This window comes from Williamsia herbipolensis, assembly GCF_036153515.1.
Taxonomy (GTDB): domain Bacteria; phylum Actinomycetota; class Actinomycetes; order Mycobacteriales; family Mycobacteriaceae; genus Williamsia_A; species Williamsia_A herbipolensis.
Genome location: NZ_CP108021.1, coordinates 1,491,808 through 1,513,964 on the forward strand (window position 1 = coordinate 1,491,808; position 22,157 = coordinate 1,513,964).

Annotated in this window: 19 protein-coding genes; 5 read left to right on the forward strand and 14 right to left on the reverse strand. The window is 69.8% G+C overall.

Annotated elements, in window-relative coordinates:
• Nucleotides 1-66: 66 nt before the first annotated feature.
• Both aroA and rsgA read left to right on the forward strand, forming a co-directional pair.
• Nucleotides 67-1,320 (forward strand): 3-phosphoshikimate 1-carboxyvinyltransferase, encoded by a 1,254-nt coding sequence (gene aroA, locus OG579_RS06920; RefSeq protein ID WP_328859179.1) that lies wholly within the window; start codon nt 67-69, stop codon nt 1,318-1,320.
• On the forward strand, nt 1,284-2,324 hold the full coding sequence (gene rsgA, locus OG579_RS06925) for a ribosome small subunit-dependent GTPase A (RefSeq protein WP_238981326.1): 1,041 nt from the start codon (nt 1,284-1,286) through the stop codon (nt 2,322-2,324). Before aroA ends, rsgA begins: the two co-directional genes overlap by 37 nt.
• Before the next feature lie 38 nt (nt 2,325-2,362).
• On the opposite strand, the gene OG579_RS06930 is transcribed toward rsgA, so the two are convergent.
• From OG579_RS06930 to OG579_RS06950, 5 genes are all read right to left on the reverse strand, one after another.
• Complete coding sequence (locus OG579_RS06930) at nt 2,363-3,604, reverse strand: fatty acid desaturase family protein (protein ID WP_328858557.1); 1,242 nt, start codon at nt 3,602-3,604, stop codon at nt 2,363-2,365.
• 153 nt (nt 3,605-3,757) lie between these two features.
• The gene (locus tag OG579_RS06935) at nt 3,758-5,068 is read right to left on the reverse strand and encodes a fatty acid desaturase family protein (RefSeq protein WP_328858558.1); all 1,311 of its coding nucleotides are present in this window, start codon (nt 5,066-5,068) and stop codon (nt 3,758-3,760) included.
• A gap of 194 nt (nt 5,069-5,262) precedes the next feature.
• A complete protein-coding gene (locus OG579_RS06940) occupies nt 5,263-5,778 on the reverse strand; it encodes a DUF6912 family protein (protein WP_328858559.1) in 516 nt (171 codons plus the stop codon).
• Nucleotides 5,779-5,809: 31 nt separating this feature from the next.
• Nucleotides 5,810-7,279, reverse strand: coding sequence for a wax ester/triacylglycerol synthase family O-acyltransferase (locus OG579_RS06945; protein WP_328858560.1), 1,470 nt, complete (start codon nt 7,277-7,279; stop codon nt 5,810-5,812).
• Nucleotides 7,280-7,341: 62 nt separating this feature from the next.
• On the reverse strand, nt 7,342-7,929 hold the full coding sequence (locus tag OG579_RS06950) for an Rv3235 family protein (RefSeq protein ID WP_328858561.1): 588 nt from the start codon (nt 7,927-7,929) through the stop codon (nt 7,342-7,344).
• Nucleotides 7,930-8,067: 138 nt separating this feature from the next.
• On the opposite strand from OG579_RS06950, the gene OG579_RS06955 reads away from it, so the two are divergent.
• The gene (locus OG579_RS06955) at nt 8,068-8,697 is read left to right on the forward strand and encodes a DUF4232 domain-containing protein (protein WP_328858562.1); all 630 of its coding nucleotides are present in this window, start codon (nt 8,068-8,070) and stop codon (nt 8,695-8,697) included.
• A 97-nt stretch (nt 8,698-8,794) separates the two neighbouring features.
• Here OG579_RS06955 and secA read toward each other — a convergent pair whose 3' ends face one another.
• From secA to mtrA, 7 genes are all read right to left on the reverse strand, one after another.
• Nucleotides 8,795-11,620 (reverse strand): preprotein translocase subunit SecA, encoded by a 2,826-nt coding sequence (secA, locus tag OG579_RS06960; RefSeq protein ID WP_328858563.1) that lies wholly within the window; start codon nt 11,618-11,620, stop codon nt 8,795-8,797.
• 213 nt (nt 11,621-11,833) lie between these two features.
• Nucleotides 11,834-12,532: a ribosome hibernation-promoting factor, HPF/YfiA family gene (gene hpf / locus OG579_RS06965; protein ID WP_052688952.1), complete on the reverse strand. Its 699-nt coding sequence runs from the start codon at nt 12,530-12,532 to the stop codon at nt 11,834-11,836.
• A gap of 610 nt (nt 12,533-13,142) precedes the next feature.
• Nucleotides 13,143-13,853, reverse strand: a complete 711-nt coding sequence (locus tag OG579_RS06970; protein WP_328858564.1) for a ComF family protein — start codon at nt 13,851-13,853, stop codon at nt 13,143-13,145.
• A gap of 92 nt (nt 13,854-13,945) precedes the next feature.
• Nucleotides 13,946-14,320 carry a hypothetical protein gene (locus OG579_RS06975; protein WP_328858565.1) on the reverse strand — a complete coding sequence of 125 codons (375 nt, stop codon included), beginning with the start codon at nt 14,318-14,320 and terminating at the stop codon, nt 13,946-13,948.
• A 40-nt stretch (nt 14,321-14,360) separates the two neighbouring features.
• Nucleotides 14,361-16,124 (reverse strand): MtrAB system accessory lipoprotein LpqB, encoded by a 1,764-nt coding sequence (lpqB, locus tag OG579_RS06980; RefSeq protein WP_328858566.1) that lies wholly within the window; start codon nt 16,122-16,124, stop codon nt 14,361-14,363.
• Complete coding sequence (gene mtrB / locus OG579_RS06985; RefSeq protein ID WP_045823648.1) at nt 16,117-17,739, reverse strand: MtrAB system histidine kinase MtrB; 1,623 nt, start codon at nt 17,737-17,739, stop codon at nt 16,117-16,119. The genes lpqB and mtrB overlap by 8 nt, the downstream gene beginning before the upstream one ends.
• A 29-nt stretch (nt 17,740-17,768) precedes the next feature.
• On the reverse strand, nt 17,769-18,455 hold the full coding sequence (gene mtrA, locus OG579_RS06990; RefSeq protein WP_203225470.1) for an MtrAB system response regulator MtrA: 687 nt from the start codon (nt 18,453-18,455) through the stop codon (nt 17,769-17,771).
• A gap of 142 nt (nt 18,456-18,597) precedes the next feature.
• On the opposite strand from mtrA, the gene OG579_RS06995 reads away from it, so the two are divergent.
• Entirely contained in the window at nt 18,598-19,233 is a 636-nt protein-coding gene (locus OG579_RS06995) for a dTMP kinase (RefSeq protein WP_045823649.1), read from the forward strand.
• On the opposite strand, the gene OG579_RS07000 is transcribed toward OG579_RS06995, so the two are convergent.
• Complete coding sequence (locus OG579_RS07000) at nt 19,223-19,960, reverse strand: SDR family oxidoreductase (protein WP_328858567.1); 738 nt, start codon at nt 19,958-19,960, stop codon at nt 19,223-19,225. The genes OG579_RS06995 and OG579_RS07000 overlap by 11 nt on opposite strands.
• Nucleotides 19,961-20,034: 74 nt before the next feature.
• Between OG579_RS07000 and OG579_RS07005 the strand changes: the two genes are divergently transcribed.
• Nucleotides 20,035-20,403 carry a MerR family transcriptional regulator gene (locus OG579_RS07005; RefSeq protein WP_328858568.1) on the forward strand — a complete coding sequence of 123 codons (369 nt, stop codon included), beginning with the start codon at nt 20,035-20,037 and terminating at the stop codon, nt 20,401-20,403.
• A 101-nt stretch (nt 20,404-20,504) separates the two neighbouring features.
• Here OG579_RS07005 and ahcY read toward each other — a convergent pair whose 3' ends face one another.
• The gene (gene ahcY / locus OG579_RS07010) at nt 20,505-21,974 is read right to left on the reverse strand and encodes an adenosylhomocysteinase (protein WP_045823650.1); all 1,470 of its coding nucleotides are present in this window, start codon (nt 21,972-21,974) and stop codon (nt 20,505-20,507) included.
• Nucleotides 21,975-22,157: the final 183 nt, after the last annotated feature.

The following is a 22,157-nucleotide window of genomic DNA, read 5'->3' on the forward strand; positions in this document are numbered from 1 at the left end:
CGCACCTGCGCGTGGGACAATCGGTTCGTGATCTCGACGAACCCGCGCGCCCCGTACACCGCACCGATGGCCGTTCGCCCGGTCGCCGCCACGGTGAGCGTGCCCGGTTCGAAGTCGATCACCAACCGCGCGGTCGTCATCGCCGCACTCGCCGACACCCCGAGCACCCTGACCGGCGTGCTGCGCAGCCGCGACACCGACCTCATGCTCGACGCGGTCGCCACGCTCGGCGTCGGGGTCTCCCCCGATCCGGCCGACCCGACCACCGTCACCATCACCCCCGACGCGCTGACCGGTGGACACGTCGACTGCGGGTTGGCCGGGACCGTCATGCGCTTCGTGCCGCCGATGGCCGCGCTCGCCCACGGCACGGTGACCGTCGACGGCGACGAGCAGATGCGCGCCCGTCCGGTCGACACCATCCTGTCGGCTCTGCGCGACCTGGGTGTCGCGGTCGAGGGGCGGACGCTGCCCTTCGGCATCGCGGGCACCGGCTCGGTACGCGGCGGCGAGGTGACCATCGACGCGTCGTCGTCGTCGCAGTTCGTCTCCGGGCTGCTCATCTCCGCGGCCCGGTTCGATGCGGGTGTCACCATCCACCACGTCGGGAAACCTGTTCCCTCCCAACCGCACATCGACATGACGATCGAGATGCTGCGGACGGCCGGGGTCACCGTCGACGCCGGTGTCGCGAACACGTGGCGCGTGGTCCCCGGACCCGTCGCGGCCGTCGACTGGCGGATCGAGCCCGACCTCTCCAACGCGGCGGCGTTCGTCGCCGCGGCGGCGGCCACCGGGGGCGAGGTCTCCATCCCGCTCTGGCCCGACCACACCACCCAACCGGGTGCGCAGATCGTCGACGTCCTCGTGGAGATGGGAGCCACCGCGCAGATCGACGGGGGCGTGCTGACCGTCCGCGGCCCGCACCAGCTGTCGGGTCTCACCGCCGACCTGCGCGACATCGGTGAACTGACGCCGACGATCGCGGCCCTGTGCGCGCTCGCCGACTCGACCTCGGTGCTGTCGGGGATCGCGCACCTGCGCGGTCACGAGACCGATCGACTGACCGCCCTCGCCACCGAGATCACCCGGCTGGGTGGTCGGTGCACCGAGACCGCCGACGGACTGCGCATCGAACCCGCCCCCCTGCACGGCGGTCTGTGGCACGCCTACGCCGATCACCGCATGGCCACGGCGGGAGCCCTGCTCGGCCTCGTCGTCGACGGCGTCGCCGTCGACGACATCGCCTGCACGGCCAAGACCATGCCGGACTTCCCCGCGATGTGGCAGCGGATGCTCGCCGGGACGGATCAGCCCTGAGCGGCCGCCAACTCGACGAGACCGACGTCCGGATACGTCCGGGCAAGGGCAGCCGACCGCGCACCAAGACGCGGCCGGCACACGACGACGCCCTCGAGGGGATGGTCATCTCCGTCGACCGCGGGCGCTGGGGCTGTGTCCTCGACGGACCCGACGCGACGCGCGTCGTCTGCATGCGCGCCCGCGAACTGGGCCGTACCCCGATCGTCGTCGGCGACCGCGTCGGGGTGGTCGGCGACCTCAGCGGAACCGTCGACACCCTCGCGCGGATCGTGCGCGTGGACGAACGCTCGTCGGTGCTGCGACGCACCGCCGACGACACCGATCCCTACGAGCGGGTCGTGGTCGCCAACGCCTCGCAACTGTTGATCGTCACCGCCCTCGCCGACCCGCCGCCGCGGACCGGCTTCGTCGAGCGCGCCCTCGTCGCGGCCTACGTCGGCGGGTTGTCGCCCATCCTCTGTCTCACCAAGTCCGACCTCGCCGACGCCGACGAGTTCCGCGCGGCGTTCGCCGACCTCGACCTGCCCGTGCTCATCGCCGGGCGTGACGATCCCCTCGAACCGGTCCTCGACACGCTGCGGGGCCACGTCAGCGCACTCATCGGTCACTCCGGGGTGGGCAAGTCGACACTGGTCAACCGGGTGGTGCCCGACGCCTATCGCGCGGTCGGGGTGGTGTCGGGGGTCGGCAAGGGACGGCACACCTCGACGCAGTCGGTCGCGCTGGAACTGCCCGGACGCCAGGGCTGGGTCATCGACACCCCCGGCATCCGATCCTTCGGACTGGCCAACGTCGCGCCCGACGACCTCGTGAACGCGTTCGGCGACTTACGCGACGCGATCGACGAATGTCCGCGCGGCTGTACGCATCTGGGGCCGCCGACCGATCCCGAGTGTGCGCTCGACACGTTGACCGGCGAGGCCGCACGGCGGGTCACCGCGGTGCGTGCGCTGCTCTCGGCGGTGGTGCACACCGACGGGCACGACTCCCCGCGCGGCTAGACCCCGCGGTCACCGGCGGTGGTGCCGCGGGGACGCCGTCAGGCCGAGGCGGCGACGGTGCGACGGCTTCGACGCGCGTCGGCGATGGCCGTCTTGAGACCACGGCGCAGGTTCCCGCCGTGTTCACCGACCGCCGCCGTGACGGCGGGCACCGCGAAGCGCCGCTCGGATGCGGTCTCGGGGGCGTCGTCGGCGGTGGCCGTGAGGAAGCGGTCGGGCAGCGCCAGCTTCCAGATGGTGCGCAGCGACAGCCAGTACTGCCGCGGCAGCGAACCCGTCGTGTAGGGCAGGTCGTAGCGGGCGCAGATCTCGCGGATCTCGCGGCTCATCTCCGCGTACCGGTTGCTCGGCAGGTCGGGGAAGAGGTGGTGCTCGATCTGGTAGCAGAGGTTGCCGCTCATGAACGCCATTGCCTTGCCGGCCTTGAAGTTGGCCGTCCCCAACATCTGACGGAGGTACCACTGACCCGGCGTCTCGTTCTCGATGGACTCGAGGGTGAACTTCTCCGCACCGTCGGGGAAGTGGCCGCAGAAGATCACGACGTAGGTCCACAGGTTGCGCGCGAGGTTGGCGGTCAGGTTCGCCGAGAGGGTGCGTCCGGCACGCTTGCCCGACAGCGCGGGGAACAACACGTAGTCCTTGGTGAGCTGGCGACGGACCTTGTGCAGGAACGGCATCACCTGGGGCTTCGCGTCGGCCCACGAGCGCTTGCCCGACACGACGTCCTTCAGGGCGAGATCGTGCAGGGCGATGCCCCACTCGAACGTCGCGGCGAGGAAGACGTTGATGAACGGACCGCCGAGGTGCTTGGCACGCCACGGTTCGTCACGGGTGATGCGCATGACGCCGTACCCGAGGTCCTCGTCCATGCCGATCACGTTCGTGTACTTGTGGTGGACGACGTTGTGCGAGTGCTTCCAGTCCGGCGCGGCGCACACCATGTCCCACTCCCAGGACGACGAGTGCACCTCGGGATCGTTCATCCAGTCCCACTGCCCGTGCATCACGTTGTGCCCGAGCTCCATGTTCTCGATCATCTTCGCGACGGCGAGCAACGCGGTGCCCACGACCCATTCCGACCGGGTCTTGTTGTTCCACAACACGAGTCGGCCGGCGGCCTCCACGAGGCGCTGCGCGGTGATGGTGCGACGGAGATACCGGGCATCGCGCTCGCCGCGGTCGGCCTCGATCCGGCGACGCATCGCGTCGAGCTCACGTCCGAGCTCGGCGACGTCGGCCTCGGAGAGGTGGGCGTAGGTGTTGATGTCGGTGATGGCCATGGGCCGGGCTACTCCTTGTGGCGTGCTCCGCACGGTGTGCTCGCACGCGGATCGGGTGCTCGATTCATTGTCCACACCGCGCGGTCGTTACGCCACCGTGACCTCGAGACGGCCGTGTCAACCTGCGGTGAGTTCGGGCGTGTCACGCCTCGGTCAGGCGGCGCGATCGGTGCCCCGGGCCGCCGGGACCAGACGCGACACCTTGGCGAGTGCGCCGTCACGTCGACGCGCCCGTGCGGTCGCCATGGCGCTGCGCAGACCCCGCCGCTTGCCGGTGACCGGGTCGATGGTGGCGACCAGACGGACGGCGGAGTCCTCGCGGAAGCGCTCCTCCGACGCGGTCTCCGGTGCATCGTCGCGGGTGTCGCGCAGGTATTTGTTCGGCAGCGACAGCTTCGCGATGGTCCGCCACGACTTGGCGTACTGCACCGGGAACGGGCCGATCGTGTACGGCAGGTCGTACTCCTCGCACAGCGCCTTGACCTCGTGGGAGATCTCGCGCAGACGGTTGCTGGGCAGGTCCGGGAACAGGTGGTGCTCGATCTGGAACGACAGGTTGCCGCTCATGAACGCCAGCACCGGGCCGCAGTGGAAGTTGGCGCTGCCCAGCATCTGCCGCAGGTACCACTCGCCCTGGGTCTCGGAGTCGACATCCTGCTTGACGAACTTCTCGGCGCCGTCGGGGAAGTGACCGCAGAAGATGATCGCGTTCGACCACACGTTGCGGATCGCGTTGCCCATCAGGTTCGCCGTGAGGGCGGCGCGCCATCCCGACCTCGACCGGGTGACCGCACCGGCGAGCGCCGGGTACACCACGTAGTCCTTGAGGATCTGGCGACCTACCTTCTCGCCGACCTCGCCGAGCTTGCGATCGAGTTCGGCGCGGTCGAAGTCCTTCCGACCGATCTTGCCGAGCTCGAGGTGCTGCAGCGCCACGCCGTATTCGAAGCCGAGCGCCAGGGCGGTGTTCGACAAGATGTTGGCGAGGTAGATCGGGTGCCACCGCTGGTCGCGGGTGACGCGCAGCAGGCCGTAGCCCACGTCGTCGTCCATGCCCAGCACGTTCGTGTACTTGTGATGCAGGTAGTTGTGGGTCTGCTTCCAGTGCTCGGACGGACCCGCGTTGTCCCACTCCCAGCCGGTCGAGTGGATCTCGGGATCGTTCATCCAGTCCCACTGGCCGTGCATGACGTTGTGGCCGATCTCCATGTTCTCGACGATCTTGGCGACACCGAGCGCCGAGGCGCCCAGCCACCACAGCGGCCGGCGTCGAGCGCCGACGGTCAGCGCGCGACCGGTGACCTCGAGGGCGCGCTGGAACCGGATGGTGTTGCGGATGTACTTCGCATCACGCTCTCCGCGGACCTCTTCGATGCGGGCACGGACGGCGTCGAGACGGCGTCCGAGTTCGGCGACGTCGCTTTCGCTGAGGTGCGCGTACTCGGGGACGTTCTTGACTGCCACGATGACTCCTTCGGCGCCGGAACTGCTGACCTACGAAAGCGTAGGTTACGGAACCGTAGGCGTCCAGGGGTTGTCGTGGATGTGTACGACAACACACCGTCCACGCAGGGTTCTTGGCGTCGAACCCAACCCCTTCGGCGTGCGTCGGTGCAGCCCGGGATGCACCCTGCATCCGCACCTGCAGAGGAGGGGCGTCAGAGGAGTTCGAGGAGGAACGGGAGCTCCTGCGTGGCGTACCAGGCCAGGTCGAAATCGTCGACGTCGCCGATCGCGAGCTCGGCGTCCTCGTCACCCAGGTCGGCGTCATCGATCACCTCGACCGCCGCGGCGACAGCGGTCTGGGCCTCGGCCACGTCGACGTGCACCGATGCGATCGCCGAGCGTGGAACCGACGGGTCGATCCTGACCACGGCGACGTCGAGGTCGGGGCGCAGGGTCACCGGTTCGATGTCGGCGGCGACCACCACCCGCCGCAGCGGCAACGCCGGCTCGTCGGGGGAACGCGTGTCCGCCTCGGCCGCCATCAGGCGCAGCGACGCCCGCGCGGCCTCCCGCATGGCGGCCTCGGAGAGTTCCTCGTCGTCACCGGCGGTGTAGGACTCCCGCAGCGCCGGGGTGAGGGCGAAGCCGGTGCCGCCGACGGACTCGAACCGCCCCGAGGACTCGATCGTGGCCACCATCGCCAACGTGGCCGGTAGGTACACCCTCACTCGACTGCTCTCCTCGCATCTGGTTGATCGGTCACCGGGTGGTCACCGGCAGCTCGTCGAACGACTCGGCGAGGAATTCGGTCATGGCACCGAGATCCCACATGATGTCGCGGTCGGCGTTGAAGGCGAAGAACACCTCGCCGTTGTAGGAGTTCAACCCGATCGCGAGCGCGCGCTGCGGTACCAGCGCCGGCACCGGGTAGATCTCGGTGATGCGGTTGCCCGCCAGGTACTGCGGGGCACCGGGGCCGCGCGCGATGCTGATCGGGACGTTGAACGATCGCCCCGACATCGACGCCGCGGCACGCGAACTCATCGCGTGGAACGTCGCCGGTCCCACGCGCTGAGTCGCCGCGACGGTGAACTCCGGCAACCAGGCGCGTGTCCCCATCGACATGCGGCGAGTCGAGTGGGAGTGCCGCTCGGTGAGGTGGGCGATCTGCGACAGACGCACGGTAGGGTTGGGCTCCCCCACAGGCAGATCGGTGACGAATCCGCGCAGACCCTCGGCCATCCACTCGGCGTCGCTGCTCAATTCGTCCGACCGCGAGGAACCGGCCTCGCCGCCGGCGGAGTACGCGCTCAGCGGCACCATCACCCGGACCGTGGCGTGGGCGTCGACGGCGAGATCACGCGACAGCAGCCAGCGACGCAGGGCACCGGCGATGGCCGCGAGCACGACGTCGTTCACGGCGCAGTCGTGCGCGCGGGCGATCTGGAGACATCGCACCGCGGGTATCGAGGCCACGGTGAACCGGCGGGTGCCGGTGGTCGCGCCGTTGAGCGGGCTGTCGGGCGCGGAATCGGTCGCCAGCTGCATCACCGAGCCGATGCGGCGCAGCGAACCGGCCACCACCGAGGTGACGGTCGCCACCGGAGCCGAGGCGACCCGCGCGACCGGCGCCGACCGCACCGTCTCGATCAACTCCCACGGCCGCGTGACCACGTCGGCGATCGCGTGCACGACCAGTGCGCCGCTGCTGGGTTCGGCGTCGGGCAGCCACAGGTCCTGCGGGGTCTCGGGGTGCACCGGTTCGTCGTCGACGATGACCTGGTTGATCTCGAGGGCGTCGCGACCGTCGACGAGGGCGCGGTGGGTCTTGGTCAGCACCGCCATCCGGTTGTCGGCCAACCCCTCGACGAGATACATCTCCCACAGCGGCCGGTGCCGGTCGAGCGGCCGCGACATGAGTCGCGCGACGAGGTCGTGGAGCTGGTCATCGGTCCCCGGGGTCGGCAGCGCCGAACGACGCACGTGGTAGGTGATGTCGAAGTCGTTGTCGTCCACCCACACCGGGCGGGCGAGGCCCAACGTCACCTCGCGGACGCGCTGCCGGTACCGCGGCACCGAGCCCAGGCGGCTCTCGACGGTGGCCAGCAGCCGGTGGTACTCGAGGTGGGTCGCACTGCGTTCGAGGACGAGCAGCGATCCGAGATGGGTCGTCGAGCCCTCTTCGTCGCGGTAGTAGAAGGTGGCGTCCTGGGGGGAGAGTCGGTTCACCGGGGTCCACACCGCCTTCCTGATCCTTGTGCGATCCCATCCTCCCAGATCGACCGCCCGGCTCAGACGGTGGTGACGTTGACCAACGTCCACCGCAGCTCGGTTACGCGCGGTCCGCCCGGGACCGTCGGACGGATCCGCGTCGGCACCCGCGCCACCCTCGCGGCGACGGCGTGGACCCGGTTGCCACGGCTGTAGCTCGCGGTCACCTCGGCGGCATCGGGACCCGACCACTGCAGATGCACCCGCAGGAGCGACGCCGTCGGCGGCCGCCGACCGCCCGGCGCCGACGACGCGGCGGATCGGTGCATCAGGGCCGTCACCTGATCGACGATGTGGGGCGCGGCCACCGCCGCGAGGTGGGCGACGGGGCGGCGGCGGTCGATGACCTCGAGCACGCGGGTGAGTGCGGAGACGGCGAACGCACGTGCCGAGGGGTCCACCCGGTCGGCGACCGGGGCGCCCACCGCGGGAGCCGGCGGGCGCTGCGGTGATGTCGCCGGACGACCGACGCGCGCGGTTCCCGCCCGCCGTGTCACCGGTGTCTCCGACAGCGGCTCGGGTTCGCACTGCGGGATGGGGCCGATCAACCATCCGGTGTCGGTCCCGACCTGCCGGTCGCGCACCGCGACGCCGCCTGAATCCGTCATGAGCCCCACCCATCGTCCGTGGCGAGCCGACCGGCAGGGTGTCTCCCGCCGACGAGTCGAGTTCGCGCACCTCTTACGACGCGGCGGCTGCGGCAACGGTTCCGGCAAGGGCCGGGAATTCTCGTTAGCATCGCGCACATGAAGGCACGTGTGACCCCCGCACTCGCGCTCTCGATCGCGGCGATCGGTGTCGTGGCCGGCTGCTCGTCCGGATCCGACACCGCGTCCACGACCACCACATCGACCGTGGTCGTCTCGTCGACGGCCGCGGCACCGCCGCGATCGACCGAGGACCCGGGCGGAGGGTCGGGCCAGGCCGGGGGCACGACCGCGCCCGGCGGCGGCCCCGACGCGGCGTGCCGCGCCGGCCAGTTGTCCGGCGCGGTCACCGCCGACCCCGACGGCGGCACGGCCGGAGCAACGCACTCGACGATCACACTGACCAACACGGGGTCCTCGACGTGCACCCTGACCGGCTACCCCGGGGTCTCCTTCGTCGGCGACGGCAACGGCACCCAGCTCGGCGCCGCCGCCCGTCGTGACGGCTCGACCGCGACCACGGTGACGGTGGACCCGGGCCGGTCGGCGAGCGCCGCGCTGCGGATCGCGCAGGCCGGCGCGGTCGGTGGATGCGACCCGGTCCGCGCGGACGGTCTGCGGATCTACCCTCCCGACGATCGCGCCGCCGTCTTCGTCCGCACCACGGCCTACACCGCCTGCCGGTCGACGACCGCACAACCGCTGCTCACCGTGGGGACCCTCCGCTGACCCGATCCGTCTGACGCCGGGACCCGTCCCGCCATACGACACCGCTCCCGCGACGCCGGTGGTGTCCGCGGGAGCGGATCGGTGATGCGGGAGGGCGTCAGCGCTTCTTGCGCGCCTTCGGCGGCTTGGTACCGGCCGTGCGGGTCCCCGACCGTGCGGCGGCACGACGCTCGCGACGACTCGCCGAGACGCCCGCTGTGTCGGCGCCGTCCGCGATCTGACGGGTGCTGCCGTCCTCGGCGGGACCGGTGTAGACCAGGTCCTGCTGCTCGTCGTCGAAGCCGCGTGCCCGCAGCGCCGTGGGGGCCGCCGACTTGGTCATCGCGACCGCGCTCTGCGCCTCCTCGGTGGGCAGGGGGCGCGGGGCGACCGGCGGGGCGACGGGCGCGGCGGCCGGCGCCGGGGCCTGCTCGGACGGCGCGGCCTCGACCGCGACGTTGAACAGGAAGCCCACCGACTCCTCCTTGAGGCCCTCGAGCATGCCGGAGAACATGTCGAAGCCCTCGCGCTGGTACTCCACGACCGGGTCGCGCTGGGCCATCGACCGCAGGTGGATGCCCTCGCGCAGGTAGTCCATCTCGTACAGGTGATCGCGCCACTTGCGGTCGAGGACGCTGAGCAGGATGGTCCGCTCGAGCTGACGCATCGCACCCTCGCCGGCCATCGCGTCGATCTCGGCCTCACGCTTGGCGTACGCCTCACGCGCGTCGGCGACCAGCTTCTCGGTCAGCTCCTCGGCCGAGACGTCCTCGCGCTCCCCGAACTCGTTCTCGCCGACGATCTCCTTGTAGTCGAGCTCGATCGGGTACAGCGTGCGCATCGCGGTCCACAGCTGCTCGAGATCCCAGTCCTCGACATATCCGACGGCGGTGGCACCGGCGACATACGCCGAGACCACGTCGTCGATCATCCGCAGCACCTGCTCGCGGTGGTCCTCGCCCTCGAGGATGGTGCGGCGCTCGCCGTAGATGACCTTGCGCTGCTCGTTCATCACCTCGTCGTACTTGAGGACGTTCTTGCGGACCTCGAAGTTCTGCTGCTCGACCTGGGTCTGCGCGCTGCGGATGGCCTTGCTGACCATCTTCGCCTCGATCGGGACGTCGTCGGGCAAGTTGACGCGGTTCATGATCGACTCGAGGGCGGCACCGTTGAACCGACGCATCAGCTCGTCGCCGAGGGACAGGTAGAACCGCGACTCACCCGGGTCGCCCTGACGACCCGAACGGCCGCGCAGCTGGTTGTCGATGCGGCGCGACTCGTGACGCTCGGTGCCCAGCACGTAGAGACCACCGGCCTCGCGGACCTTCTCGGCGTCGGCGGCGACCTCGGCCTTCACCGATTCGATGACCTCGTCCCACGCCGCCTCGTACTCCTCCGGCGTCTCCACCGGGTCGAGACGCTGCTTGCGCAGACGCACGTCGGCGATGACGTCGGGGTTGCCGCCGAGCACGACGTCGGTGCCACGACCGGCCATGTTGGTGGCGACGGTGACCGCGCCGGACCGGCCGGCCTCGGCGATGATCTGCGCCTCCTGCTCGTGGAACTTCGCGTTGAGGACCGTGTGCGGGATGCCGCGCTTGGTGAGCTGGCGCGCCAGGTACTCCGACCGCTCGACGCTGGTGGTACCGATCAGGACCGGCTGGCCCTTCTCGTGCCGCTCGGTGATGTCGTCGACGACCGCGGCGAACTTCGCCTCCTCGGTCTTGTAGATGAGGTCGGTCTGGTCGGCGCGGATCATCGGCTTGTTGGTCGGGATCGGCAGCACACCCAACTTGTAGATCTGGTCGAGCTCGGCGGCCTCGGTCTGCGCGGTACCGGTCATGCCGGCCAACTTCTCGTACATGCGGAAGTAGTTCTGCAGCGTGATGGTCGCCAGGGTCTGGTTCTCGGCCTTGATCTCGACGCCCTCTTTGGCCTCGATCGCCTGGTGCAGACCCTCGTTGAACCGGCGTCCGTCGAGCACACGGCCGGTGAACTCGTCGACGATGAGGACCTCGCCGTTGCGGACGATGTAGTCCTTGTCGCGCTCGAACAGCTCCTGGACCTTGATCGCGTTGTTCAGGTAGCTGACGAGCAGCGAGTTCGACGCGTCGTAGAGGTTCTCGATGCCGAGCTGGTCCTCGACGAACTCGACCCCGGCCTCGTGCACACCGATGGTCTTCTTGCGGATGTCGACCTCGTAGTGGACGTCCTTCTTGAGGTGCGGCGCGATGCGCGCGAACTCGGTGTACCACTTGCTCGAGCCGTCGGCCGGGCCCGAGATGATCAGCGGGGTGCGGGCCTCGTCGATGAGGATCGAGTCGACCTCGTCGACGATGGCGTAGGCGTGGCCGCGCTGCACCAGGTCGGCCAACGAGTGCGCCATGTTGTCGCGCAGGTAGTCGAACCCGAACTCGTTGTTGGTGCCGTAGGTGATGTCGGCGGCGTAGGCCTCGCGACGCTGGTCGGGCGTCATGCCGGTGAGGATGACCTCGGTCTGCAGGCCGAGGAAGCGGTGCACGCGTCCCATCCACTCGGCGTGGAACTTCGCGAGATAGTCGTTGGTGGTGACGACATGGACGCCCGCACCGGTCAGAGCGTTGAGGTAGGCCGGGAGAACACAGGTCAGGGTCTTTCCCTCACCGGTCTTCATCTCGGCGATGTTGCCGAAGTGCAGTGCCGCGCCGCCCATGATCTGGACGTGGAACGGCTTCTGGCCGAGGACGCGCCAGGCGGCCTCACGGGCGACGGCGAACGCCTCGGAGAGCATGTCGTCGAGCGCCTCACCCTCGCTGTAGCGCTCGGTGAACTCCGCGGTCTTGGCGCGCAGTTCGGCGTCGGTGAGCGCCTCGATCTCGTCGGACAGCGACTCGACGTGTGTCGCGATCGCGTCCAGACGTTTGACCATCCGGCCCTCGCCGACTCGCAGCATCCTGTTGAGCACTGTTGATCCCTCTGTCCGAATTTCGTGGCTGTGTGGGTATGTGGGTTGCGCGCGCACCCCGACGGGCGCGGCCGCAGATCCCCACCATGGTACTGACGGGGTCCCGGCACGACGCAGCCGCGACGGTTCTCACCGCCGCGGCTGCGTGTCAGGGGTGCTCAGGCCAGACGGACCGACACGAAGGCCGGAGGCCGGAGCTGGCGCTTCTCGCCGCTAGGCGAGACGGATCAGTCCGTAGTCGAAGGCGTGGCGGCGGTAGACCACCGAGGGTCGGTCGCTCTCCTTGTCGTGGAACAGGAAGAAGTCGTGGCCGACGAGTTCCATCTCGTAGAGCGCGTCGTCGACGGTCATCGGGACCGCCTCGTGTTCCTTGACGCGCACGACCTGTCCCGGCGCGTGGTCGGCCGTCGCGACACCATCTGCGGCCTCGGCGGGGTCGGTGGAGACGGAGGCAGCGGTGTCGGTGAGGTCGAGTGTCTCGATGTCGGCGGTCGCCTCGGCCACCGACACCGGGGTGCGCAGGCCGTGGTGGACGCGGCGGCGGTCCTTGGTGCGTCGCAGTCGCGACTGCAGCCGGTCGACCGCGGATTCGAGGGCGGCGTAGAAGTTCTCCGAGCACGCCTCGGCACGCACCACGGGGCCCTTGCCCCGCACGGTGATCTCCACGCGCTGGCAGACCTTGGCCTGACGGCGGTTGCGCTCGTGGTGCAGTTCGACGTCGAAGGCGTAGATCGTGGGGTCGAAACGCTCGACGCGGGAGAGCTTGTCGCCGACGTGCACACGGAAGTGGTCGGGTACCTCGACGTTGCGGCCGGTGACGGTGACGGTCGCGACCGGCTGACCGGGGATGTGGTCAGGGTCGGCGGACACGAAGGCCGAGCTGCGGTCGAAGGGGTCGGGGGCCGCGGGCACCTGATCGGCGCGGGGCGGGGTGTGCGGGGTGGACGGCTCACGGGGGGTCGGTACGGGACGCTGGGCGGGGTTGCTCGCCCGGGGCGCCGCATCAATACCTGCGCGGGGGGTCGTATTCAACACGGTCGACACTCGGTTACCTCCTGGTCTGGGGTGTTCCGCGGGCGTCGCGACTCGGGCGAACGAGATGTCGCCCGAAAGGGATCGCGGTCGGCCACGGTCGGGGTCGGTGCCGCTGCTCGGCGGGGCCGGTGTCCGACCTCCGTGGTCGCGCAGACGTCTCACGAACGGGCGTGAGATCGATTGCATCGCAACGACACTACTGGGGGGAGCGGCCTCACCTCCACAGGTCGGGCGATGGTGTTCGATCACCGCCGACGTGCACCACGCCGTCAGCGTGGGCTGGTCGTGAACACCGGCCGGCACGATGCGTGACGTCGACGAGTGTGATTCCTCAACGTAGTCGCTGCGCCATGGTGTCGCCATGATTTGCGGGTCAACATTTCATCGAGTTTTCATGTCGTTTCGTTGACCTCACCGCGTGTCGTGCGGTGTGTCGCGCCGGACATGTCGCGTTCGGGCGCAGTCACCGCTCGGCTCGGGACCCGGCTCAGGCGCCGGCGATCACGAGCACCGCATGGACCCCGACGCCGGCCGCGGCGAGCACCCGCAGCGATTCGGTCGCGGTGGCGCCGGTGGTGAGGACGTCGTCGAGCAGGACGACGGCGGTGTCGGGTGCACGCAGCCGGGCGAGCGAGGCCCGACGCGCGGTGAGGGAGATCGCGTGGGCGAGGTTGTCGACGCGGTCGCGCGCGGACAGCCCTGCCGAGTCCTGCGCCCACATCGACGTGCGGAGCGCACCGACGACGGCGACCCGCGGGCCGAGGAGGTCGGCCGCGGCCCGCGCGATGGCGGTCACCGGATCGCCGCCGCGGCGACGCGCCGCCCACCAGCGCGTCGGTGCCGGCACCAGGATGAGCGAACCGGTCGTGTGTGGCAGTTCCGACCACACCGCCAGCCGGACGAGATCGCGCGCCACGGCCGCGCCGAGGATCGGCACCAGGTCACCCCGGCCGTGTTCCTTGAGCGCCAGGACAGCGCCTCGACACGGTCCGACGTAGCGGCCGACGGCCCAGGTGCTCACCGGCGGCGGTACGCGCGGGGTCAGTGCGACCGGATCGTCGCGCAGGGTCGCCTCGCACCGGTCGCACCATCGCGTGCCCGGGCGCGAGCAGCCGCCGCAGTGCAGCGGCACCGCGAGATCGGCGGCGGCGTGGGCGACCGCGCGGCCACCGGCGAGCCAGGTGGACCATCGCGACATGGCTCGATCCTCGTCGCGCCGATCCGGCGGCCCTCTGCCGTCGGCCGCCGGCGCCGGGGGTTGTGCACAGATGCGTCCAGGACGTCGTCGGGTCACACGATCCAGCGGGCCGCGGCCTCGTAGGTCGTCGCGGGGCCGCTGTTGAAGGCGATCGCCGCGGAAGGGGCGTGGCGCCGAACGAGATCCACCACGAGTCCGAGCAGCTCGACGTGGTCGTCGGAGTGTCGCAGTCCCCCGCCGATGGTGACGCACTCGAACGGGTGGGCCCGGAGCGCCTCGGTCACCACCGCCTCGATGTCGTCGCTGCCGTCGAGACCGAACAGGCACGTCGTCACCGCGACACCGTGCTCGGCGAACGCGGCCAGACCGGCCTCGATCCCCTGCGCGACCGGCTCGGGATCCCACGATCCGCCGACCCGGTACGGGTCGAACCCGATCACCATGACGCGGGGCGCGGGGCTGCTCACACGCGGACGGTACCGCGCGCGACGACACCGACGAGAGCGATCACTGGGGCAGGACCGGGATGGCCTGCGACCCCATCGTCGGGGCGACCTCGTTCCAGTACTGGTCGGGTTGACCGTCGGTGCTGCCGAGTCGCAGGACGCCGCGGCTGTCGGCGGCGTAGAGCGTCGAACGATCCCCCACCACCGCCGTGACCGGCGGGGTCAGGTTGCCGCTGAGCAGACCGACCGCAGGCGTCCCGTCGACGCTCACCTGCACGATCGGCGAGTCGGTGGTGCCTCGTGCCACGACGACGGTGTCACCCGACACCCAGTCGAGGGAGACGGCCTGGCCCCCGATGTTGAACGCGGCGTCGCGCGCACCGGTCAGCGCCTGCGTGTCGGCGCCGGTGGTCGAGATGACGGCGAGAATCGGTGTGCCGCCCACGATCACGGCGGCGCGAGCACCGTCGCGCGACACCTGGACCTCGGTGATGTCGCCACGCGCCACGAGCGACAGTGCGCCGGTGTCGACGAGCTTCGGCGCCTGCAGGGCACCGGTGGCGTCCCGCGACCACCGCTGCAGGCGGCCGTCGACGACGGCCCACACCGTGTCGTCGTCGGGACCGAACGACGGCCGCGAGATCGTGCGTCCCGACGCCACCGTCACCGGTGTCGCCCCGAGATCGCCGAGTTGCAGCTGCATCGCCGGCCCGCCCGCGGCGCCGCGGGTGACGGCCGCGACACGCTTGCCGTCCGACGACACCGACGCCGAGAGAACGGCGCCGGAGGTACCGAGCGGTCCCTCGACAGGGGTGAGACCGGTGCCCGTCACGCGATCGAGCGATCCCGACCGGATGACCATGAGGCCCACCGAGGACTGCGCGGTGCCCGAGGGATCGAGCGACGCGACGTCGCCGGTGGTCCAGCCCGACGAGTACCGCTCGTTGAGCGGCGCGCCGTCGGCGTCGATGACATAGGGACCGGGGACGTCGGCGCGATCGAGGGTCCAGACGACCTGCGCGGCGAGCAGGGTGCGGTCGCGGTCGGACAGCGAGCTCACCCCGGTCAGCTGCAACCGCTTGCCGCCGGATCCGAGGGTCTCGATCGATCCGCGCAGTGCCGCCGCGGATCCGAAGGCGGAGTCGACCGCGCGGGACAGCTCATCGGAGGGGCCGGAGATCAGCATGTCGACCAGCTGGTCGCTGACGTCGTTGCCGGTGGAGTACAGCCACCGCGGATCGGCGACGAGCCGGTCACCCGACACCGACGGGAAGTAGACGTTGCGGGCGCGGTAGCTCGACACGAACTGGGTGCGGTCGACCATCGCCCCGGCGGGAAGCTGACCGTCGATTCGCCACTGCCCGTTGACCAGTCGCATGGTCAGACGCGACTCCACCTTGCCGGTGGCGGGGATGAGATGACCGTTGGGCTGCAGGACGCCGGTGTTGTCGGCGATCAGTCGCGCGGTGAAGGTGTCGTCGGTGCGGCCGTCGGTCAACACGCTGATGGAATCGAGGATCAGCGAGCCACCACGGTCGTCCCAGTTGTCCGACGCCGACGCCGTCAGGTACTGCCGGGCCGCCAGGTGACCCGAACCGGGGTTCGCCGAGGCCTTGAGGAAGTCGCGGACCAGGGCCTCAGGGCTCATCCCGGGTACCGGGCTCGGCACCGACACCGCCGGTGCCCGGCTGGGCAGCGTGCCGATCGGCTGCGGGCTCGAACTGGTCGGGATCGACACGCATCCGGCGCTCACGGTCACCGCGACGCAGATCGCAGCCAGCGCGGCGATCGGCGTGCGACGCCGACGTCGTGGGGCATCACTCACGGCCGGTGGCCTTCCGTGCACCGAGGGGCTTGAGCGGCAACGGACTTCCCAGCACCTTGTGCCCGCGCACCAAAGGCAGCGTCAGCCGGAAGCTGGCGCCGGCGCCCGGTTCGCCCCACGCCTCCAGTCGACCGTTGTGCAGGCGCGCGTCCTCGATGCTGATGGCCAGGCCCAGCCCGGTGCCGCCGGATCGACGGAAACGCGAGGGGTCCGAACGCCAGAACCGGTTGAAGACGAGCTTCTCCTCACCGGGCCGCAGACCGATGCCGCGGTCGCGGACGGTGATCGCCACCGCGTCGCCGTCGCTGCGCATCGTGAGCGTCACGGGCTTCTGTTCACCGTGATCGATGGCGTTGGCCAGCAGGTTGCGCAGGATGCGTTCCACACGGCGCGGATCGATCTCGGCCATCACCGGTTCGGTGGGCAGATCGAGGACCAACGGGGTGTCGGTGTCGGCGGCGAGGTGCCGGACGGTGGCGAGCGCACCGTCGATGGGGATGCTCATGGGGATCTTCTCGGCGGCCAGTTCGGCGACGCCGGCGTCGTGGCGGGAGATCTCGAGGAGTTCACCGAGCAGCGTCTCGAAGCGGTCGAGCTCGCTGTTCATCAGCTCCACCGACCGCTTGTTCACCGGGTCGAGGTCGTCGCGCGACTCGTAGAGGACGTCGGCGGCCATCCGCACGGTGGTGAGCGGGGTGCGCAGTTCGTGGCTGACGTCGGAGGTGAACTGCCGTTGCAGTCCGCCGAACTCCTCGAGGCTGCTGATCTGCTTGGACAGGCTCTCGGCCATGTCGTTGAACGACATCGCCAGCCGGGCCATGTCGTCCTCGCCGCGCACCGGCATGCGCTCTTTGAGTCGACCGTCGGCGAACCGCACCGCGATCCGCGACGCCGACCGGACCGGGATCACCACCTGCCGCGACACCAGCATGGCGATGGCCGCCAGCAACACGATCAGCACCAGACCGCCGGTGAACAGGGTGCCGCGGACCAGCGAGACGGTGCTCTCCTCGTTGGTCAGGGGGAACACCAGGTACAGCTCGAGCCCGGCCACACCGGTCGCCGTCGGTGTACCGATGATGAGCGCGGGTGACCGTTTGCCGCCGTTCTCGGCGACCGAGGAGTACCGATAGGCGATGCGACCGCCGCGGACCATGGCGCGCAGGTTGTCGGGGATCTCGTCGGCCGGGCCGACCGACGCCGAGTCCTGGGGACCGGCGGGCACCAGCAGGACGGTGTCGAAGGTGCCGACCACTCCCGACGCCGGGGTGGTGCCGACGTCGCGGTCGGTGAGGATCGACCGGGTCTGCTGCAGCCGGTTGGTGATCGAGGCGTTGGTGTCGCCGCCGGCGAGGTCGCGTTCGACCGAGGTGCGGGCCCGGTCGATCTCCTCGGTGGCCGCCCGCAGTTTCTGTTCGAGCAGCCGGTCGGTGATCTGGCTGGTCAGCACGAAACCCAGGATCAGCAGGACCACGAGCGAGAGCACCATGGTCGACACGACCACCCGCAGCTGCAGCGATCGACGCCAGAGACGTCCGGTGACCCGGCCGGCCGCCGACCACCGGCGCAGGAAACGCGGGAAGGTCGGGTTGATGCGGCGACGGCCGCGCCCCATGCGGGCCGGTCGGGAGGGGTGCGTACGGATCACGGCGGGCCGGCCTTGTAGCCGACCCCCCTCACCGTGAGCACGACCTCGGGATTCTCCGGGTCGAGCTCGACCTTGGCGCGCAGGCGCTGGACGTGGACGTTGACCAACCGGGTGTCGGCGGGATGCCGGTAGCCCCAGACCTGCTCGAGGAGCACGTCGCGGGTGAACACCTGGCGGGGTTTGCGGGCGAGCGCGACCAGCAGGTCGAACTCCAACGGCGTCAACGAGATCGGGTTGCCGTCACGGGTCACCTTGTGTGCGGGGACGTCGATCTCGATCGGGCCGATGGACAGCAGTTCGGCGGGCTCGTCGTCGGTGCGGCGCAGCCGGGCGCGCACGCGGGCGACGAGTTCCTTCGGCTTGAACGGCTTCACCATGTAGTCGTCGGCGCCGGATTCGAGGCCGAGGACGACATCCACGGTGTCGCTCTTCGCGGTGAGCATCACGATGGGGACGCCGGAATCGGCGCGCAGGACGCGGCACACATCGATGCCGTTCATCCCGGGCAACATCAGGTCGAGCAGCACCAGATCGGGCCGGATCTCGCGGACCGCGGCCAGCGCCTGGGTGCCGTCACCGACGACGAACGGTTCGAAGCCCTCACCGCGCAGCACGATCGTGAGCATCTCGGCGAGCGCCGCGTCGTCGTCGACGACGAGAATCCTGGGCTTCATGACACCCATGGTGACATTGCGACCGGTGAACCGGCGGGTGGCGCGCCGACGCCCACCGGTCCTCTGACCGGCACATCGCCACACGTCGCCGACGGCGCGCCCGTGTGCAGATGAGCGCAATTGCCGTGTGCGGCTGGCTAGCATCGGCGGTGTGGGAGTTCTCATCGCGGTGGAAGGGCTCGACGGCGCCGGCAAGCGCACGCTTGTCGACGGGTTGACCCAACGGTGGACCGCGACGGGTCACCGCGTGGCGACGATGGCGTTCCCCCGCTACGGGGAGTCGGTCCACGCCGACATCGCCGCGGAGGCGTTGCACGGCGAGCACGGCGACCTACGGTCGAGCCCCTACGCGATGGCGATGCTGTTCGCCCTCGACCGACGCGGCGCCGCCGGGCTGATCCGGGAACGTCTCGCCGGGTGCGACGTCCTGCTCCTCGACCGTTATGTCGCCTCGAACGCCGCCTACACCGCCGCGCGGTGCGAGCAGGACGCCGACGGGGAGGCCGTCGCCTGGGTGGCCGAGGTCGAGTACCACCGGTTCGGTCTGCCCGTCCCCGACCACCATCTGCTCATCGACGTCACCGCCGAGGTCGCGATGGGTCGCGCACGCTCACGCGCCGACCTGGACTCGTCGCGCGCCCGCGACGCCTACGAACGCGACGGCTCACTGCAGAACCGCGTCGACGAGCTGTATCGCGCTCTGGCACAGCGTGACTGGATGTCGCCGTGGACGGTGGTCGACAACGCAGGCGCGCTCGCCATCGCCGACGACCTCCTCACCGAGTAGACGTCGCCCCCTGCTCGGTACCCCGCACGAGGAACGGGTAGCGCTCGGACACCGACGCCGAGAGCAGCGCCTTCGCGGTCACACTCGTGTCGTCGGCGAACACCTCGTCGTCGCCCGCCTCGATGGCCCGGAGAACGGCCGTCGCGACGTCGGCCGGGTCGTTCATGGGGATGTCGTAGCCGGCCATCATGTCGGTGTCGGTGGCGCCGAGGAAGGCCGTGAGCACCCGGGTGCCCTGCGTCGCCAGCTCGATCCGCAGACCGTCCGCGGTGGACCAGGCCGCCGCCTTCGACGCCGAGTACGAGCCCGCGCCGGGGTAGGTCGCCAGCGCCAGGGCCGAGGTGAGGGTGACCACGACACCACCCCCACGTCGGGCCAGGGTGGGCGCGAACGCGCGGGTGACGATCAACGGGCCCCAGTGGTTGGTGTCCATCTCGCGACGCATGACGTCGAGGTCTCCGGTGAGCAGCGACTGGCCGCTGGTGACGCCCGCGTTGTTCACGACGATGTCGACGTCGTCGGCGACACTCGCGGCGGCCTCCACCGACGCGGGATCGGTGACGTCGAGGACCAGCGGGACGACGCGGTCGTCGTCGATCGGCACCTCGCCCGATCGTGACGTCGCGTAGACGCGGGGCGCACCGACGTCGAGGAGAGCGCGGACGAGGGATCGTCCGATCCCTCGGTTCGAACCGGTGACGAGGACTGTGGCGGTGGTGAGTTCCATGATTCGACCGTACGATCTGACATCGATGTGAGGTTCAAGGCCTCGCGTGGAGACGTGTGTCACAGGAGGCGACGATGCGGATCGGAGAACTGGCCGCGACGACGGGCGCGTCGGTGCGGTCACTGCGGTACTACGAGGAGCAGCAGTTGATCTGCTCGCGGCGTACCGACGGTGGCCACCGGGTGTTCGCCCCCGACACCACACCGAGGGTCGCCATGATCCGCTGCCTCATCGACGCGGGGGTGCCCACGCGCGACATCGGCGCGATGCTGCCGTGCGTCCACACGGGCACCACCACCCCGACCACGCTGTCGCTGCTCGCGACGGCCCACGCACGGCTGTCCGCCGAGATCGACGAACGCCTCGCGACCCGTGACCGTCTGGAGGCCATCATCGCGGGCGTGCGCGACAACGCCTGCACGTCGGCCTCGACCCCGGCCTGATCTCGTACTCCTGCGACAACGAAACGCTCCCGCGACTGTGAGCACAGTCGCGGGAGCGGATTCGTGTCGCGGGAGCGGTGTTCAGGCCGCGCCGGGGTGACTCAGTACCGGTAGTGGTCCGGCTTGTACGGGCCCTCGACGTCGACGTTGATGTACTCGGCCTGCTCCTTGGTGAGCTTGGTGAGCGTGCCACCGAGTGCCTCGACGTGGATCTTGGCGACCTTCTCGTCGAGGTGCTTGGGGAGGCGGTAGACCTCGTTGTCGTACTCGTCGTTCTTGGTCCAGACCTCGATCTGCGCGATGACCTGGTTCGAGAAGCTGTTGCTCATCACGAACGACGGGTGACCGGTGGCGTTGCCGAGGTTGAGCAGACGACCTTCCGAGAGCACGATGATCGACTTGCCGTTGTCGAAGATCCACTGATCGACCTGCGGCTTCACCACGACGCGCTTGGCGCCGGAGCTCTCGAGGCCGGCCATGTCGATCTCGTTGTCGAAGTGGCCGATGTTGCCCAGGATCGCCTTGTCCTTCATCTGGCGCATGTGATCGAGGGTGATGATGCCCAGGTTGCCGGTGGAGGTGATCACGATGTCGGCCTTGCCGATGGCGTCCTCGACGGTGACGACGTCGTAGCCGTCCATGAGCGCCTGCAGAGCGTTGATCGGGTCGATCTCGGTGACCTGGACGCGGGCGCCCTGGCCGGCGAGCGACTCGGCGCAGCCCTTGCCCACGTCGCCGTAGCCGGCGATGAGGACCTTCTTGCCGCCGATGAGGACGTCGGTGGCGCGGTTGATGCCGTCGATCAGCGAGTGGCGGGTGCCGTACTTGTTGTCGAACTTGCTCTTGGTGACCGAGTCGTTGACGTTGATCGCCGGGAACGCGAGCTCGCCGGCGGCGGCGAACTGGTACAGGCGCAGCACGCCGGTGGTGGTCTCCTCGGTGACACCCTTGACGGACTCCGCGATGGTCGACCACTTGGTCTTGTCGGTCTCGAAGCGCTCACGCAGCTGGTTGAGGAAGATCGTGTACTCGGCGGAGTCGTTGTCCTCGACCGGCGGGACGACGCCGGCCTTCTCGAACTGCGCGCCGCGCAGGACCATCATGGTGGCGTCGCCACCGTCGTCGAGGATCATGTTGCAGGGCTCGCTCGGCCAGGTGAGCATCTGCTCGGCGCACCACCAGTACTCCTCCAGACTCTCGCCCTTCCACGCGAACACCGGGATGCCCTTGGGCTCCTCAGGGGTGCCGTGCGGGCCGACGACGATGGCCGCGGCGGCGTGGTCCTGGGTGGAGAAGATGTTGCACGACGCCCAGCGCACCTCGGCGCCGAGCGAGGTCAGCGTCTCGATCAGCACCGCGGTCTGCGTGGTCATGTGCAGCGACCCGGAGATGCGGGCACCCTTGAGCGGCTGCACATCGGCGTATTCACGACGCAGCTCCATCAGGCCGGGCATCTCGGCCTCGGCGAGGTCGATCTCCAGCCGGCCGTACGCGGCGAGCGACAGGTCCGCGACCTTGAAGTCGATCCCGCCGAGATTGTCCGCACTGAGGCTTGTCTGCACCGATGTCATCTATCACTCCTGGTTGGCGATCGGACCGGTCGGGCCCGAGTGTCACGTATGAGGCTAACGAACTCGCCGCTCAAGCGCGAAAAACGGCCGGTGAACGACCGGATTCGCCGGTGATGATGACCGCGGACGGCCGACGGCCCTGTGAATCCCCACAACCGCGGGCCGCTGTCCGCGCGACCGCCC

Coding starts and splice junctions, on each gene's coding strand:
- aroA (WP_328859179.1), top strand. CDS start 67: ATGGCCGTTCGCCCGGTCGCCGCCACGGTGAGCGTGCCCGGTTCGAAG.
- OG579_RS06930 (WP_328858557.1), bottom strand. CDS start 3,604: ATGGCCATCACCGACATCAACACCTACGCCCACCTCTCCGAGGCCGAC.
- OG579_RS06950 (WP_328858561.1), bottom strand. CDS start 7,929: ATGACGGATTCAGGCGGCGTCGCGGTGCGCGACCGGCAGGTCGGGACC.
- OG579_RS06955 (WP_328858562.1), top strand. CDS start 8,068: ATGAAGGCACGTGTGACCCCCGCACTCGCGCTCTCGATCGCGGCGATC.
- OG579_RS06970 (WP_328858564.1), bottom strand. CDS start 13,853: ATGTCGCGATGGTCCACCTGGCTCGCCGGTGGCCGCGCGGTCGCCCAC.
- mtrB (WP_045823648.1), bottom strand. CDS start 17,739: ATGGGGCGCGGCCGTCGCCGCATCAACCCGACCTTCCCGCGTTTCCTG.
- mtrA (WP_203225470.1), bottom strand. CDS start 18,455: ATGGGTGTCATGAAGCCCAGGATTCTCGTCGTCGACGACGACGCGGCG.
- OG579_RS07000 (WP_328858567.1), bottom strand. CDS start 19,960: ATGGAACTCACCACCGCCACAGTCCTCGTCACCGGTTCGAACCGAGGG.
- OG579_RS07005 (WP_328858568.1), top strand. CDS start 20,035: ATGCGGATCGGAGAACTGGCCGCGACGACGGGCGCGTCGGTGCGGTCA.
- ahcY (WP_045823650.1), bottom strand. CDS start 21,974: ATGACATCGGTGCAGACAAGCCTCAGTGCGGACAATCTCGGCGGGATC.